This window comes from Aminipila sp. (assembly GCF_032051575.1).
Classification (GTDB): domain Bacteria; phylum Bacillota; class Clostridia; order Peptostreptococcales; family Anaerovoracaceae; genus Aminipila.
The window spans coordinates 63,002-80,142 of record NZ_DAMBYD010000004.1 but is presented as its reverse complement, the minus strand read 5'-3'; the positions used below and the strand labels follow the sequence as shown (position 1 = coordinate 80,142).

Annotated in this window: 16 protein-coding genes and 2 riboswitches; of the genes, 4 read left to right on the top strand and 12 right to left on the bottom strand. The window is 35.5% G+C overall.

Going from position 1 to position 17,141, the window contains the following annotated elements; all coding sequences use genetic code 11:
• Positions 1-23 precede the first annotated feature (23 nt).
• From RTW14_RS06290 to RTW14_RS06280, 3 genes are read right to left on the bottom strand one after another with little or no spacing between them, the layout of a single operon-like run.
• A complete protein-coding gene (locus tag RTW14_RS06290; RefSeq protein ID WP_312648855.1) occupies positions 24-1,406 on the bottom strand; it encodes an FAD-binding oxidoreductase in 1,383 nt (460 codons plus the stop codon).
• Positions 1,403-2,389, bottom strand: a complete 987-nt coding sequence (locus RTW14_RS06285; RefSeq protein ID WP_312648854.1) for an electron transfer flavoprotein subunit alpha/FixB family protein — start codon at positions 2,387-2,389, stop codon at positions 1,403-1,405. The genes RTW14_RS06290 and RTW14_RS06285 overlap by 4 nt, the downstream gene beginning before the upstream one ends.
• A gap of 10 nt (positions 2,390-2,399) precedes the next feature.
• Positions 2,400-3,203 (bottom strand): electron transfer flavoprotein subunit beta/FixA family protein, encoded by an 804-nt coding sequence (locus RTW14_RS06280; RefSeq protein ID WP_312648853.1) that lies wholly within the window; start codon positions 3,201-3,203, stop codon positions 2,400-2,402.
• A 236-nt stretch (positions 3,204-3,439) separates the two neighbouring features.
• On the opposite strand from RTW14_RS06280, the gene RTW14_RS06275 reads away from it, so the two are divergent.
• Positions 3,440-4,141 (top strand): FadR/GntR family transcriptional regulator, encoded by a 702-nt coding sequence (locus tag RTW14_RS06275; RefSeq protein WP_312648852.1) that lies wholly within the window; start codon positions 3,440-3,442, stop codon positions 4,139-4,141.
• A gap of 63 nt (positions 4,142-4,204) precedes the next feature.
• Here RTW14_RS06275 and RTW14_RS06270 read toward each other — a convergent pair whose 3' ends face one another.
• The 9 genes from RTW14_RS06270 to sigG all read right to left on the bottom strand — a co-directional run bounded on the left by RTW14_RS06270 (position 4,205) and on the right by sigG (position 13,923).
• Complete coding sequence (locus RTW14_RS06270; RefSeq protein WP_312648851.1) at positions 4,205-5,617, bottom strand: YjiH family protein; 1,413 nt, start codon at positions 5,615-5,617, stop codon at positions 4,205-4,207.
• Positions 5,618-5,631: 14 nt separating this feature from the next.
• A complete protein-coding gene (locus RTW14_RS06265; protein ID WP_312648850.1) occupies positions 5,632-6,798 on the bottom strand; it encodes a pyridoxal phosphate-dependent aminotransferase in 1,167 nt (388 codons plus the stop codon).
• Positions 6,799-7,160: 362 nt separating this feature from the next.
• A complete protein-coding gene (locus tag RTW14_RS06260) occupies positions 7,161-8,402 on the bottom strand; it encodes a DUF1015 domain-containing protein (RefSeq protein ID WP_312648849.1) in 1,242 nt (413 codons plus the stop codon).
• Positions 8,403-8,444: 42 nt separating this feature from the next.
• On the bottom strand, positions 8,445-9,119 hold the full coding sequence (cmk, locus tag RTW14_RS06255) for a (d)CMP kinase (protein WP_312648848.1): 675 nt from the start codon (positions 9,117-9,119) through the stop codon (positions 8,445-8,447).
• Between the two features lie 5 nt (positions 9,120-9,124).
• Entirely contained in the window at positions 9,125-9,592 is a 468-nt protein-coding gene (nrdR, locus tag RTW14_RS06250) for a transcriptional regulator NrdR (RefSeq protein ID WP_312648847.1), read from the bottom strand.
• Between the two features lie 139 nt (positions 9,593-9,731).
• Positions 9,732-9,980, bottom strand: coding sequence for a PRC-barrel domain-containing protein (locus tag RTW14_RS06245; protein ID WP_312648846.1), 249 nt, complete (start codon positions 9,978-9,980; stop codon positions 9,732-9,734).
• A gap of 74 nt (positions 9,981-10,054) precedes the next feature.
• Positions 10,055-11,473, bottom strand: coding sequence for an alanine/glycine:cation symporter family protein (locus RTW14_RS06240; RefSeq protein WP_312648845.1), 1,419 nt, complete (start codon positions 11,471-11,473; stop codon positions 10,055-10,057).
• Between the two features lie 112 nt (positions 11,474-11,585).
• Positions 11,586-11,682: riboswitch (glycine riboswitch) on the bottom strand.
• Between the two features lie 147 nt (positions 11,683-11,829).
• Entirely contained in the window at positions 11,830-12,954 is a 1,125-nt protein-coding gene (gene tig, locus RTW14_RS06235) for a trigger factor (RefSeq protein ID WP_312648844.1), read from the bottom strand.
• Positions 12,955-13,152: 198 nt separating this feature from the next.
• Positions 13,153-13,923, bottom strand: a complete 771-nt coding sequence (gene sigG, locus RTW14_RS06230) for an RNA polymerase sporulation sigma factor SigG (RefSeq protein ID WP_312648843.1) — start codon at positions 13,921-13,923, stop codon at positions 13,153-13,155.
• 243 nt (positions 13,924-14,166) lie between these two features.
• Positions 14,167-14,338: riboswitch (Lysine riboswitch) on the top strand.
• Positions 14,339-14,441: 103 nt separating this feature from the next.
• Between sigG and dapA the strand changes: the two genes are divergently transcribed.
• The 3 genes from dapA (at position 14,442) to RTW14_RS06215 (ending at position 17,137) form a co-directional block, all read left to right on the top strand.
• Positions 14,442-15,323 carry a 4-hydroxy-tetrahydrodipicolinate synthase gene (gene dapA, locus RTW14_RS06225; protein ID WP_312648842.1) on the top strand — a complete coding sequence of 294 codons (882 nt, stop codon included), beginning with the start codon at positions 14,442-14,444 and terminating at the stop codon, positions 15,321-15,323.
• A gap of 12 nt (positions 15,324-15,335) precedes the next feature.
• Positions 15,336-16,085 carry a 4-hydroxy-tetrahydrodipicolinate reductase gene (dapB, locus tag RTW14_RS06220; protein ID WP_312648841.1) on the top strand — a complete coding sequence of 250 codons (750 nt, stop codon included), beginning with the start codon at positions 15,336-15,338 and terminating at the stop codon, positions 16,083-16,085.
• Between the two features lie 62 nt (positions 16,086-16,147).
• Positions 16,148-17,137, top strand: coding sequence for a diaminopimelate dehydrogenase (locus RTW14_RS06215; RefSeq protein WP_312648840.1), 990 nt, complete (start codon positions 16,148-16,150; stop codon positions 17,135-17,137).
• The last annotated feature ends 4 nt before the right edge of the window (positions 17,138-17,141 follow it).

Here is a 17,141-nt window from a genome sequence, read left to right as displayed (position 1 = left end):
TATTGTTTATTTACTAAAAAATTTTAGATAACCGTTCCTGGATTCATAATGTTATTGGGATCAAATACTTTTTTGATGCCTCTCATTAAATCCAGTTCCGCAGAAGATTTGTGCAAGATTAAATCCTTTACTCTTATTTTTCCGATTCCATGCTCACCTGTAATTGTTCCACCATAGGAAAAACAAATATCATACATCTTGTTCTTTAATTCTAATGCATACGGAGGAATTGATCCGTCCTTTAGGTATAAAATATCATTGTGTACATTGCCATCTGCGATATGCGCGATGACATTAGTATCCGTTGCATATTCCTTTACCAGCATTTTTAAATCTTTAATAAATGCAGAAACCTCCGAAACAGGTACCGCCATATCAAAAGAGTCACAAATGTTTTCTTTTATATACTCATAATGCTGACTTCGAATCAAAAGTAATTCCTGCTGTTCTTTCTCTTTTCCTGCATATAAGGTCTCATAGGAATGATTTTTTTCACAAATTGAATTAATCTGCCGACAAGCATCATAAAGTTGATTTTCACTTTTTTCAGAAAGAATAATTAGTAAATCCGCCTGTCCTTTTTTCGCCTGCCACTCCAATCCAAGCATTTCCGCAGTTCCTACAAATAGATGTTTATCCATGTACTCAACCGCAAGCGGTAAATTTCCACTTTGTAAAATATCCATCACTGCCTGACATGCATCCTCAAAATTTTCAAATGGTGCAACCATAGTTGCTGAATAACAATCTTTAGGATATATTCTTAGTACGACCTTTGTTACAATGGCAAGAGTACCTTCACTCCCCAGTAAAAGTTGCATTAAATTGTATCCTGCATTATTTTTTACAAGCTTGCCTCCAAGCTCTAATATTTCTCCGCTAGGCAATACAGCTTCCACACCCATAATATGTTTGCGCATGACTCCATGACGAACAGCTCTGGCTCCACCTGCATTGGTGACAGCCATGCCTCCCATTTGTGCACCTTCATCTCCTGGATGAACTGGAAAACTTAAATCATTGTACTTTTCTAATTCTTCCAACAGATCCATAAGCGTTACTCCGGCTTCTAAGACAGCTACCATATTTTTTCTATCAATTTCCAGAATACCATTCATTCTTTCCATAGATAAGATAATACTTTCTTCAATAGGTGTACAGCCTCCGCAAAGTCCTGTTGCACCACCTCGTACAACTACAGATATCTTATTTTTATTGGCTATCTGCATAATTTTTGAGATTTCTTGGGTATTTTTAGGTTTCATTACAATAGAGTCTGTATTTGCTTTAGGACGATAAGCTTCCTCTACTTCATCATAAAGATAAGATATGGTTTGTTCCTTACTCCTTAATACATAATCACTTCCAACAATTGTTTTTAATGCATTAAAAATGCTCTCTTTCATTTTGCCACACCCTCCTTTTTCCATTGTAGGATGAATTGTGGTATTACTTCATACAGGTCACCGACATACCCATAATCCGCAATCTGAAAAATCGGTGCTGATGGGTCACTATTTACTGCAATGATAATTTGGGATTCTTTCATGCCTGCTACATGCTGCGGTGCTCCGGAAATGCCGCAAGCAAAATATACTTTTGGTTTCACGCGATTTCCACTGTATCCCACTTGTGAAGCACTGTCTGCCATTCCAGCATCAACCAGAGCTCGAGATACTCCAACCTTTCCTCCTAATGTCTCTGCCAGTTCCTCCAGCATTGCTAAATCTTCTCTTTTACGAATTCCTCGTCCACCTGCAACAATAACCTCTGCCTCCGTAATATCAAAATCATTCATAGCTACAATTTCATCTACCATAATTTTTGAATTTAAATTATAATAAGCTTTGATTTCTATAACTTTTTTCGTATTTTGTATATTTCTTTCTGCTTCTTTAAATTCTTTATATCTTACTGTAGCCATCTGCGGATTTGTAATAGTCTTGATATGAGCAAATAAATGATCACTAAATGCAGGCCGAATTTGTATCAAGCGTCCTTCTTCATCCAACTGCAAATCGGTACAGTCCGCAGTCAAACCAGTTTGAAGAGCCGCTGCAATTCGAGGAGCCAATGAACGTCCAAAATTAGTAGCACCAATTAAAACAATTTTTGGTTTCTTCTCCCTTATAAAGGCCACAATATTAGATTTATATGTATACTCTTCAGAAATGGCAAACATAGAACCCTTCATGTAGTAAACAGTCTGTGCCCCCCGATAATTAAGTTCTTCTGCACAAATACCTTCTGGTCCTAAGAGAAGACAGTTTAAAGTTGATTTCATTGTTTTTGCCAATTCTTTTCCTTTATTCAATAATTCATAACTGACTTTATGTATTTCTCCTTTATTTTGTTCTGCAATAACAAGAATTCCTTGTTCTTCTTTCATGGTCATACCTTTACACTATTCCTTTCTTCTCTAAGGCTTCATTCACTGACTGCAAAAAGGCAGTAAAGTCTTCACGAAAGACACGGTTGCACTTTTTAACTTCTTTTGGAACTATAATTTTAGAAACCTTTGTTGGCGATCCTTTTAATCCCGTTTCATCTTCCATCAGAAAGTCGCATAGATGCTGCATGGTTATTGTCTGTATCTGCATCTTAAGAGATTCCAATTTTCGATTTACAGTTGGAAGTTTTAGACGACCTATATTTTTGGTCACACTAATTAACGCTGGAAGCTTTATTGTACGAATTTGCTTATCACCACCAATATTTTCAATGCATATCTTTACTACATCTTTACTTAACGTTAATATCTTCTCTACATAATAGGCATGAGGTATATCTAAAAGCTCTGCAACCTCTGCCCCAACCTGTCCAGTATCCCCATCAACTGACTTTTCACCGCAAATAATTAAATCAAAGTTACCTTCTTTTTTTATAGCTGCGGCAAGTGTTTTGGCGGTTGCATAAGTGTCTGCTCCTCCAAATTGGCGATCCGTAAGCAGAACTCCTCTGTCTGCTCCTCTGGCATAGGCATCTCGTAATGTACGTTCTGCTCTTTGCGGCCCCATCGTCATTACAGTCACAGTTGTATTCGCAGTATTTTTTTCTTTTAAATTAATGGCTGCCTGTAGCGCGTTTTCATCAAAGGGATTCATTTCAGCCTCTGCAGAGGACCGATCTACAATTCCCTTATCCCTATCAAATTTTACTTTATCCATATCAGGTACTTCTTTTACTAAAACAAGTATTTTCATGATACTTCCCTCGTTTCTCTTGCATACTCTAATGAAACTGATTCTATGGTCTTACCACTTAAATCATACTACATTTTTTTGTCTAATGCAATTAATATTTAAATTTTCTGATTTTTTCTATAATATTTAAAAAATACTAATGAAAAACATAAGTTAATTTGCAATTTTTTCTTTTTTCCTATAGAATATTTATTAGAGAGATGTACACAATGTTCACATATAAAGGAGTGTGTTGCATGTTTATGGCAATTGAAAATAAAAAGATTTCTCAAATCGTCATTGAGCAGATTCAGGAAATGATTATGAAAGGCGAACTAAAAGCTGGTGACCAACTTCCACCAGAGCGGATTATGACAGAGCAATTTGAAATTGGACGTCCTGCATTACGGGAAGCACTTAAGGCTTTAGAAGTTTTGGGACTTGTGGAACGACGTCATGGTCTAGGAAATTACATCGTTAACAATGTAGAATCCAACTTTTTTAAACCCCTATCGCTTTCATTTAAACTTAATAATGGTAATGTACAAGAAATTTTGCAGCTTCGTTTTTTAATAGAAACCTTTACCGTTCGAGAAGCTGCAAAAATGGCTACTACCGAAGATACTTTCCGTTTGAAGGAAAAGCAGAAAACTATGATAGAAGCTGAGTCCCCACATGAGAAATCGCAGTGTGATAAGGATTTTCACTTTGAAATTGTACGGATTTGCAAAAACGGCCTCATATTATCCACCTTTGAAAATGCTTCTTATCTTCTGGAGAATTTTATCGGTCAAGCAGTTTATCTCTCCTATTTTACAGCAGAAGATTCAATAGATCGCATTTATGAAGAACATCAAAACATTATTAATGCCATTGAAAAAAGAGATGCTGATTTAGCTGCCTCTTTTATGAATATCCATCTTAATAACATTCGTCCTGAACTCTTACATGAAATTTGAATCGAAATAATGCAAAAAAGGCAGAGGAATTCTGCCTTTTTTCTTTTTCAAAGAATAGTCTGATTAAAATGGTAAAAATATCTTTGTGAGTAAAACGATAATCGGTATTGCAATAATTGTCTTCTGTAAGAAAATAATTACCAAATCAACAATATTTACTGGCATTTTAGATGCAAGCATAACCGAACCAACTTCACTCATATAAATAATCTGTACCAGAGACAAAATCCCTATAATAAATCTTGTTTCTATGGATGGTATGTGGGAACAAATGACAGCAGGAATGAACATATCAGCAAAGCCAACTACGGTTCCAGGTGCTGCAGCAAATGCATCATCCACACCTAGTATCTGCAAATAATATCCAAATGGCATAGAAATCCAGTCAAAAATTGGTGTATATGTAGAAAGCACCAAAGCTAATGTCCCAACACACATTGTAATTGGGACAAGTGTAAATATGATTCCCAAGAACATATCAATGCCTTTATATAGCAGTGCGCCAAGATTTGGGCCATCTCCTGCTTTTGTAACTGCCTGCAAATAAGCCCAACGTCGTTTGCTAATGCCCTCTGGTTCTATCTCATTGATTTGCTTTCCTGCTAATGCATAATACTCATCGGGATATTTTTTACCCAAAGGCCAAATACGTGCCATAATGACAACACTGATAATCCCTGTAAAAGTCATAATTAGGTAAAACGGGATAAAGTATTTTTCAACGTTCATCATTGCCGCAATAACTAAACAGAATGGTAGAGACACTGCTGAGAAACACGTTGCAATCAGCACAGATTCTCTTGCGGTATAATAACCCTGCTCATACTGTGTGCTAGTTAAAACAACTCCTACATTGCAATTTCCAATCCAAGATGCACAAAGGTCAATTGCCGCTCTACCAGGTAAACGAAACAGCGGCCATAAAAAATTTCGGATTAATGTACCTGTATAATCCATAATTCCATAATCCATAAGCAATGGAATTAAGAAGGATGCAGCAAAAAACCATGCAATCAATGTACACAGCAACCCCATCATAGTTCCTCCAGTATCTGCCGATGAGATCCAGACCGGACCTACTTGGAAAAATACCATTACTGCAATGACCGCTCCAACGATGCGTATTGCAAGATAAATAGAAGAAGTGACAAATAATTTTGAAAGCATTTTTCCTTCTACAATTGCTTTTGGTCTAAAAACAGTAGTAATAAAAGACATAATTGCTGAAATAACAACAATTCCGAGAATTGCCTGTGTAGCCCATGGTTTAATAAAGTCTGCCACCCATTGAGAAATAACACCTAAAGGAATATTCATATTTCCATTTACCCAAATTGGACAAAGGAACAAAAATACACCAATAGCAGAAGGAATAATGAATTTTGCTTTTTGTTTTCCTGTTGGATGTTCAACTAATCCAGCCAATACTTGCTTTTTTTCTGCCTCATTGTCTACAACATTTACATGCTCTTCCATATAATTGTCCTCCATTATTCTTTAAAGATGGATACATTCTCCAAACGGTCAAATGCTTCCTTTAAAATATTAATATTTACCGTACAAGCCAGTCTAATATACCCTTCTCCTGATTGACCAAATGCACTTCCGGGTATGGACAATACATGTGCTTCACGAAGAATACAATCACTGGCATTGATAGAACTTAATCCAGTTTCTTTAATGTTCACAAATAAATAGAATGTACCTCTTGGCGGATAAACCACAGACATATGAGGAATAGAATTAATCCGTTCGGCCGCATAAAACATACGTTTTTGAAATTCCTCAATCATAGGAGGCTGGATTGCTTTTCGATTGCGTAACGCATGAATTGCACCTCTTTGCGAAACGGATGGGGCTGTAAACACTACATTTTCGTTAATCATCTGAATTGTCTGAATGATGTAGCTAGGTGCAATGATGTTTCCAATACGCCAACCCGTCATCGTAAAGTTCTTTGAAAAGCTGTTAATAATAATTGTTCTCTCTCTCATACCGTCTAATGCTGCAATTGGAATAAATGGATGTTGGTAACTAAAAGCTGTATAAATATCATCTGCAATTACAATCAAATCGTGCTGCTTGACAATCTGAGCTATTTTCTCCATTGTTTCCACGGTCAAACAGCTTCCAGTAGGGTTGCTTGGTGTATTGATTACCAATGCCTTTGTACGTTCGTTAATCAGACTTTCCAGCCTTTCCATGTTGATTTGAAAGTCTTCATCCTCATAAGTTGCCAATTCGATTGGGATACCACGTGCAAGCTCAACTTGTTGTGGATATGGTGTAAAAAACGGAGCCTGTAAAATGACTTCGTCTCCATCATCCAAAATTGCTTCCAATACCAAATACATTGCAAGGCAACCGCTGGCAGCTACAAAAACTTCTTCATCCTGCACATCCATCTGATATTCTTCTTTATAGTAATTAATAATTTCTTGGCGTAGTTCTGGATCACCTCTAAAATCTGTATACTTTGTGTGCCCATTTCTTGCATCATTGAATGCATTGTCAATGATAATTCTATTAGTAATCAAATCAGGATCACCTAAGCTTAAATTTATCACATCCTTAAATCCCTTTGCCAATTCGTCGACCTTCCCCATGGCCGTCGATTTATCTTTCCAATACCTTTTTGAAATAAATCTGTGTTTCAACGAAATTCACCTCCATCATCTTTCTTAAATATTTAATGGTAAGACCTCATGTACAGTTAAGCATATTTTTCTCTTATTTGCAATAATTTTTGTCAGAATTTTTAATTTATTTGTTTTGAATCAATATAATTATTGAAATTACTATGCTATAAATCACTATATGTGCTTAAATCTTAGTGTAAAAATGTTTTATATATTAAATAACATATAGGTTATGTGGAAAGACCAATTACCCCTGTCCCTTATTAGAGCTTAAGCCCTTTTATCCACTGGCACAGCCAGTGGTTTGCCATACAAATTAAAAACACTCCTCCATGAGCATTCGTGCTCATGAAGGAGTGTTTTTAATTTAGTACTAATATTTACAGTTTATGCATAAATAATCCGCTTCCCAGTTTTGGCTCAAACCAGGTTGACTTTGGTGGCATTACCATATCATTATCAGATACCGAAAGTAAGTCTGATATTTCCACTGGATAAATTGCAAAAGCAACTTCCATATCCGTTTTTACTCTTCTCTCTAATTCTTTCAGTCCTCTAATACCTCCAACAAAATCGATTCTTTTGTCTGTCCTTGGATCTTCAATTCCAAGAATTGGTCCAAGTAAATTATTCTGAAGAATTGAAACATCAAGAGAATCTATAACATGGTCAGGTATAATCTCCGATTTAGCAGTAATTGCATACCACTTTCCATCCAGATACATTCCAAAAATATGCTTTCCTTCAGGCTTATATATTTCAATACCCTTTTCTGCAATTTCAAACCCTGCTGCTGTAATCTTATCTAAGAATTGTTCTACAGAATTTCCATTTAGATCTTTTATAACTCTGTTATAATCAAATATTTTTAAATCATTATCTGGAAATATAACAGCCATAAAGAAGTTAAATTCTTCTTCTCCTGTATAATTGGGATTTTCTTCTCTTCTCTTTAATCCCACTTTACATGCAGAAGCACTTCTGTGATGACCGTCAGCAATATATAGAGATGGAATTTCTCCAAAGATTTCAGTTAATGCCTGAATAGTCATATCATCGTCAACAGTCCAAAGTACATGCTCTATCCCATCACCAGTCTTTATATCATAAAGAGGATCATGGTTTGAGAGCCATCCTTCCACAATGCTTCTTATTTTTTTATTATCTCTATAAGTCAAGAAAACAGGTTCTGTATTTGCATTGCAAATATCAAAATGATTAATCCTGTCGATTTCCTTTTCTACTCTTGTAAATTCATGTTTTTTAATAATGTTATTAATATAATCGTCTACAGCAACACATCCTACGATACCCACTTGCGCTCTGCCATCCATCACCTGTTTATATAAATATAATACAGGTTTAGTTTCTTGAACGAATATACCATCCACTAAGTTCTGGTCAATATTTGCTTTAGCCCTTTCATATACACAGGCTTCATAAGGATTCCCCTGTTCAGGCATATCAATCTCTGATCTGCAAATATGCAAAAAGCTATAAGGATTACCATCTGCCATACTTGCTGCTTCTTCTCTGTTCATAACATCATATGGTAATGAAACCACCTTATCTGAATATTTTTTATCTGGTCTTATTGCTTTAAATGCTCTAACAATTGCCACTTTTTCTTACCTCCATTTTAAGTATATATTTAAGGTGTGAAATTATCTTCCACACCTTACTATATCAATTATTTTATCTGTAACTTCTGTGATACCCATACCAGTAGTGTCAAGTTCTATAGCATCGTCCGCTTTTCTAAGAGGGTTTAATTTTCTTGTAGTATCATTATAATCTCTTTGAATGATATCCTGTAACACTTGGTCATAGGTAATATTTTCACCTTTTTGGAAAAGTTCTTTAAATCTTCGCTCTGCTCTTTCTTCTGCAGAAGCTGTCATAAAAATTTTATATTCAGCATCAGTCAGAACATTTGTGCCAATATCTCTTCCATCCATTACAACACTCTTTGTTTGTCCCATTTTTCTTTGAAGGAAAACAAGCTTTTCTCTCACCTCAGGCAATGCGGAACAGATTGAAGCCATTTTTGAAGCCTCCGGTGTACGAATTATGTCATTCACTACAACTCCATCTAAAATGGTATTTCCTCTTCTAAAATCGATCTCTGTATCAGATAGAATCTGATTAAGAGCATTTTTGTCATCTAAATTAATACCATTCTGCCCTAACTTATATCCTATAGCCCTATACATAGCACCTGTATCGATATAATCAATAGATAAGAATTTTGCTACCTCTTTGGCAATAGTGCTTTTACCTGCTCCACTGGGTCCATCAATTGCAATCCTAATTTTTTCATTATTTAATCTGTTTTTCATCGGTCTTATTTCAGCCTCTTCCCATTATCTAGCAATTTTTCTATTTCTGAAACAAACGTATTTACATCTGTAAATTGTCTGTATACAGATGCAAACCTAACATAGGCAACTTCATCTAATTTTTTTAGTTGTTCCATTATAAGCTCGCCTATAAACTCACTCTGAACTTCTTTCTCCATTAAGTTATTTAGGCCTCGTTCAATCTCATTTACCACTTTTTCAATTTCAAGCATTGGAACAGGCCGTTTTTCGCACGCCTTAATAATCCCATTTAAAATTTTGTTTCTATCAAAGACTTCTCTTCCTCCATCTTTTTTAACAACCATAAGAAGCATTTCTTCAACCTTTTCATACGTTGTAAACCGCTTATTACAATTATCACATTCTCTTCTTCTTCTAATAGCATGTCCCTCTTCAGTAGGTCTTGAGTCGATTACTTTTGTATCTGGATTTTCGCAAAATGGACATCTCATAATGTCACCCCCATCATATAAAAACTTATACGTACTATTTTTCCTGCATCCTAAATCAACATAGCCATATTATATATTCTACTATATCTTGTGTATTTTGAAAAGGAATTATTGCATTTTACCGTAATTTCATACTATTTTATTCAATCATAGTTTCAAGATTAACTAAGATTACATCATCACCTATCGTTTTAATATTTTCCCATTTAATCACATAATCTTCTTCACTTCTTCCAAATATATTAAAAAAGTTCTTAGGTGAAGGTATAACAATCCCTTCTATGGTTCCTGTTTCAAGGTTTACCTCTATATCACTTACATATCCCATGCTTCTACCATCAAAGATGTTAATAACCTCTTTGTTCTTAATATCTTCTGTACTTGTCACCTTTATTTCCCCCTCTTTATGTAATTTTAGCCATTAGGCCTGTACTTTTATAATATATGAAAAAGGCTATGGAATTATTCCATAGCCAATTGATGATTTCTTTTAAAATAACTTTTTGTTTCTGCAACTATAACACCATTTAATGCAATTAGAGCAATTAGATTAGGTATAGCCATTAATCCATTTAAGATATCTGCTAAAGTCCATACGGCCTCTAAAGTTAAAAATGGTCCTATTAAAACTGCTACTATGTACAACCATCTATATCCAGTTAAAATATTTTTGTTGCCACCTGTTAAGTATTCCAAGCATCTTTCACTATAATAATCCCAGCCTAAAATAGTTGTAAACGCAAAGAAAATCAAGCACATCATTAATATAAATGAACCAATTTGCGGGTTCCATGGTAAGCCTGTGGAAAATGCATTTGATGTAACCGCTACCCCCTCAAGCCCTATATCCCAAGAGCCTGTAACCATAATAGTTAATCCTGTCATAGTACAAATAACAATTGTATCAATAAAAGTCCCCGTCATTGATACCAAGCCCTGTCGAGCAGGCTCATTTGTCTGTGCAGCCGCAGCCGCAATAGGTGCACTTCCAAGCCCTGCTTCATTTGAAAAGATACCTCTTGCGACACCTTTTTGCATAGCAACCATCATTGCTCCTAATGCTCCACCAGCAGCAGCTCTCAGCCCAAAAGCTCCGGCAAAAACCTCTTGTATTGCTGATGGAATAGCAGCTACATTATATATAAGTATAGTAACACATATTGCAACATATGCCACAGCCATAAATGGTACGATAATGGTGGAAACACTGGAAATTCTTTGTATGCCTCCTATTATAACAAGGGCTGCTGCTACTGATACAACAATTGCTGCTGCTATAGTGGCAACTGAATAACTGTTGCCTAGCATAGAAACCATCATTTCATTATTTGGATCAAAAACTTGTTTTACAGCTGAAGCTATACCATTAACCTGCGTAATCGTGCCTATACCTAACAGCCCTGCACCAACACCAAATGTTGCAAATGCCTTAGCAAGCCAAACCCATTTTCTCCCCATTCCTTTTTCAATATAGTAAAATGGTCCCCCCAGTGAATGTCCCGTATTACTGTCAAGAGTTCTGTATTTTACAGCTAGTAGTCCTTCTGAATATTTAGTAGCCATTCCAAAACAAGCAGCTAAAATCATCCAGAATAGAGCGCCTGGGCCTCCTGTAACAACTGCTGTAGCAACTCCCACAATATTGCCTGTACCTATAGTAGCAGCCAGAGCCGTGCAAAGTGCTCCAAAACTGCTTACTTCACCAATCCCATTCTCTTCATTTTTAACCATAAACTTTAGAGCCATTCCTAAATGCCTGAATTGTAAAACTCCAAGTCTTATGGTAAGGAATATACCGGTACCCATTATAAGTACAATTAGTGGTACACCCCATACAACATTGTCAATGTTGACTAAAATCTGCGTAAATCGTTCTAACATTTTGTTTTCCTCTCCTTTTAAACATAAAATTAAAAAGTAAAATAAAAAAAGTCGATAAAATCGACTTTCTAGAGAGAAACAATAACAATAGCAATTCAATTAAATTAAAATAACTATATGCCCTGTCCTTTTGCCTGAGAGATAAGTAAGCTCATCACACTTACCGTACACCTTCGGCGCTCATAAAGAGGCTCTCCAGAGAATCATAGTTTCATTTCCGCATCATATACAAAATTGGGTTGCATATATGCATGATGATAAACTAATGTATCAATTCTAGCACATAACACAACCCAATGCAAGTTTTTTGTTTAAAATAACAATGTTTTTATTTATTTTTTGTAATTTTTTACTATTTATGCTTTTTTCTCTGCAGGCACTATTTTCGCATTGTCTACTGCAAAATCAAGTACCTTTTCAAGAAGAAAACTCTTCATAAGATTATCTTTTCCTGCATATTCTTCAAAAGATTTTCCATACTGTTTCTCAAAAGCTTTTTCATCTTCAACGCCCTGTTCTTTCATGAACGCTTTTAGTTTTTCTTTATATTCTTTATCAGAGATGCTTATATTTTCAGCTTTGGCAATGGAATACATAACCATTTCCTGAGATACAATTGCTTCTGAGTATTGTTTTAAATAATCTTTATAAGCCTTTTCATCCATTCCAGTATATTGCTTTATAAAAGCCTGAAACTCCATGTTATACTGCTTAGCATAATTTTCATAGTACTCTTGGTTTTTATCTTTACAAGCCTGAAGTTCTGTTTCTGGATATTTTAACACCTTTGAATTATCCATAATGGTAGCCCAAATTTGATTTCTCATTTCTTCTTCAGCCGCAGATTTCTTTTTTTCTTGTAAATCTTTTTTTACACTTTTTTCATAAGCTTTTAGAGTTTTTTCCTTGCTATTAGCTTTTACAAATTCCAAATCATATTTTGGAGTTTCATTAACCATTATAGCACTAAGAGTTACATCAAAAGCCACATCTTTGCCATTTAATTCTTCTTTACCATAATCTGCTGGAAATTTTAAATTAATAGTCTTCTTTTCCCCAACTTTCATGCCAATAACACCATCATCAAATCCAGGAATATATCCGCTGCTTCCTAATGTTATTGTAGTGCCTTCATCACCAGTACTTCCGCCCTCAAATGCTTTTCCATCAATCTTGCCAACATAAGCAATTTTTACGCTGTCACCTGTTGCAGCAGTACCTTCTTTCTTTTCAACCTGCTTGCTGGCAGCTTGAACTCTGCTTTGTATCTCAGTCTGAACATCTTCGTCAGTAACACTAACCTTTGTCTCAGTTGCCTCAACACCTTTGTAATCCCCCAGTTTTACATATTCCGATAAATCGTAATTAGAATATGGCACAACATAATCATCTTTAGCACCACACGCTGCAAGCGACAGACTTAAACATGATACTAGCAGTAAAGCCATAATTTTTGTTTTACCGTTGTTTCCTTTAATCATTTCATCCTTGCCTTTCTTTTTTTCATTATTGACTATAAAACAATAGTCCATATCTAGTAATTATATTACATAATATAGTAAAATAAAAGGTTTTTTAATTTAAAAGCCCGGCATTATAACCGGGCTAATTTAAATTTTATATTTTCTTTACAATTGTATTTTGCATAACTTTAGCAGTTGTATTTATGCTTACCCTATTTAAACATATTTTCTCATATATTTAAGTGCGTTTTTCTCAAGTCTGCTTACTTGTGCCTGGCTTATTGAAATTTCTTCTGCAACTTCCATTTGGGTCTTTCCTTCAAAGAACCTCATAGTTAAGATATGACGTTCCCTTGGCGATAATTTTTTCATTGCTTCTGAAAGTGATAAATTTTCAATCCACCTAGTATCCGTGTTTTTCATATCCTTTACTTGATCCATTACATAAATAGCATCCCCATCATCATGGAATACAGGTTCAAATAATGATATCGGTTCTTGTATGGATTCCAAAGCAAGTACCACATCAGCCCTTTCCATTTCTGTTTCTTTAGCAATTTCAGCTATAGTCGGTTCTCTTTGCAACTCTCTAGAAAGCTTCTCCCTAGCCTGCAGTGCTTTATACGCTGTGTCCCTCAACGATCTAGAAACTCGAATCGGGTTGTTATCACGAAGATATCTTCTGATTTCACCAATTATCATAGGTACTGCATATGTGGAAAATTTTACTCCATGTGAAGTGTCAAAATTCTCTAATGCTTTAATCAACCCTATACACCCTACCTGGAATAAATCATCGGGATTTTCACCTCGATTATTGAATCTCTGTATGACACTAAGCACTAATCTGAGATTCCCTTTTATGAATTCTTCTCTAACCTCTTTATCTCCCCCTTTGACAGCCTCTATCATTCTTTTCATTTCTGCATCTTTGTAAATAGGTAGTTTTGCTGTGTTTACTCCACAGATTTCAACCTTGTTCGCCATAAATAAGGTCCTCCGAATCCCGCTTGCTCCCCTTTAGCAATTAGTTCTATGTCCTAGAAAGGACTATCTGTGACCTATATTATTTATGTGCAAAATTGGATATTTTTATACTGTTTCTTAAAAAAATAACTACTAAAATCTATAATATTTACTTTTAAGCCTTTTTGTTCCAAATAACAATTTTTTTATATTTTTTTATTATTTTTTGTTGACAAGTCACAATTTTGTAGTTATAATAGCCAATAAGTTGATAGAGGTGCGGTTGATAAGAGTACTTTGTGGAGGCAGCAGCCAATGAAGCAAGGGAAAGGAGAAACCGCCGAAGGGCAAGTCAGGCATGACAAGCTGCTGGGCCAGAGTAAAACATATTCTGGACTCCTGTTAGACAATATCTAACAGAGGCGCTATCGATTGCGGCTTAACTTTGTGTTTTTTGAGTTGCATCGATAGAGATGCAACTTTTTTTATTGTCAGATTTTTAATTATAAGTTGAGAGTGGAGAATAAGGAGGAAAAAACATGGCGATTTTTACAGGATGCGGTGTTGCAATTGTAACACCTTTTTTACCCAACGGTAATGTGGACTTTGAATGTTTCAGGGAGCTAATTGAATGGCAGATTTCAGAAGGTATAGATGCAATAGTTGTCTGTGGTACAACTGGAGAAGCTTCTACTCTGGATGATAAAGAGCACATTGAAACAATTAAATTCTGTGTGGATGTAGTTAATAAAAGAATTCCCGTTATTGGAGGTGCAGGCAGTAATGATACAAGACACGGTATTAATTTAGCTAAAGAAATTGAAAAAACTGGAGTAGATGGGCTTTTATTAGTTACCCCTTACTATAACAAATGTTCACAGGCTGGACTTATTGAACATTATATTGCTACAGCCGATGCAGTGAATGTACCTTGTATATTATATTCCGTTCCTGGAAGAACTGGAGTTAATATAGCCCCCCAGACTGTATCACTTCTTGCAGGGCACCCTAATATTGTAGGAATAAAAGAGGCAAGTGGCAACATCTCACAAGTAGCAGAAATTGCACGTCTAGTTCCTGATAATTTTGCTATTTATTCAGGAAACGATGATATGGTTGTTCCTCTTATGGCTTTAGGCGGTATAGGTTACATATCTGTTGTTGCAAATGTTGCACCTGCTGACTCAGTAAGAATGTCAAGAAGTCTCCTTAATGGTGATTTAGAAACAGCCAAAAAGCTGCAACTGAATATGAAAGGCCTTATTGATTCTCTATTTGCAGACGTTAATCCTATCCCGGTAAAGGCAGCATTGCATATGATGAACAAGTGTCCACTAGAATACCGTCTTCCTCTTTGTCCTCCAAGCAATCAGGTTATGGATAGAATTAAGTCTGAAATGTTGTCGTATGGACTTATATAAAGGAGGGGAATTATGATAAATGTTATTTTACACGGTTCAAAAGGGAGAATGGGTTCAACCTTAGAAAAGATTATAACAGAAACAAATGATATGAATATCACAGCAGGAATAGACAACAATATTGATGGGTCAGAACATTATAAAGGTTTCACAGATATAATGGAATGTCCACTGCATACAGATGTAATTATTGATTTTTCAAACCATACTGCATTGCATAAACTACTTTATTATGCCCAGTTACATCATACTCCTATAGTTCTTGCTACAACAGCCTTTACCAAAGAAGAATGTAAAGCCATAATGGATGCCTCTAAAAAAATCCCCATTTTTCATTCTGCAAATATGTCCATAGGTATAAATGGGATTTCAAAAATTCTTGAAACTTTGGTTCCATTATTGGAAAAAGAATTTCATATTGAAATTATAGAGAAACATCACAGCAAAAAGTTAGATGCTCCTAGTGGTACAGCCCTTCTTTTAGCCGATGCTATAAATAGCAGCTGCTCGCAAAAGAAAGAATATGTATATGGAAGGCACGATAACGAAGACTGCTGTGACATAAATCAAATGGGTATACACTCAGTACGTGGCGGAACTATTCCAGGAGAACATTCAATTATTTTTGCGGGACCTGATGAAATCATTGAAATAAAGCACACAGCCCTTTCACGTAATATTTTTGCTTTAGGTGCATTAAGAGCAGCTCGATTTATAGTAGAGCAAAATAATGGTCTATTCTCTATGGCAGATTTAATATAATGTAGGGTTCAAAATATTGCTTAATACAAAATTTAAAATATATATGATAGGAGATATACAAAATGGAAAATTTAAGAATAGGTATTTTAGGATACGGTAACTTAGGACGTGGCGTGGAATTAGCCATCGGTCAAAACTCTGATCTGGAGCTTGCTGGTATATTTACACGTCGTGACCCAGCAGTAATTCATCCTCTTACAGATAATGCAAAGGTATATAATGTTAAAGAAGCCTTAAACCATAAAGAAGAAATTGATGTTATGATTCTTTGTGGTGGCAGTTCTACTGATTTAATGAGTCAAAGCCCTGCCTTCGCTTCACATTTCAATATCGTTGATAGCTTTGACACCCATGCAAGAATTTCAGAACATTTTAATTCAGTAAATAATTCTGCTTTGGAAACTAACCATTGCGCAGTTATATCTGCGGGTTGGGACCCTGGATTATTTTCTATAAACAGAATTTTTGCAGAATCGGTATTACCTGTAGGTAACAGCTATACTTTCTGGGGAAAAGGAGTCAGCCAAGGTCATTCCGATGCATTACGCCGCATCGAAGGAGTTTCTAACGCTATACAATATACTCTTCCTATTGAATCTGCAATAGAAGAAGTAAGAAATGGAACTCATCCTATATATACTGCAAGAGAAATGCATACAAGAGAATGTTTTGTTTCCCTAAAGCCTGGTGCAAATCAGGATAAAGTATATTCTGAAATAGTAAATATGCCAAATTATTTTTCTGATTACAATACTACTGTTCACTTTGTAAGTGATCAGGAACTGACTGAGAATCATAGCGGCATGCCTCATGGAGGGTTTGTTCAAAGAAGTGGAACAACTGGTGTAAATCAAGAAACCAACCATATTTATGAATTTTCTTTAAAGCTTGATTCAAACCCAGAATTTACTTCGAGTGTTTTAGTATGCTATGCAAGAGCTGTTCACAGGCTTTTTTCCGAAGGTATTTATGGTGCAAAAACAGTTTTGGAAATTCCGCCTGCATACTTATCAGCTCAACCAATTGAAAGACTTCGCGCAGAACTGCTATAACAAG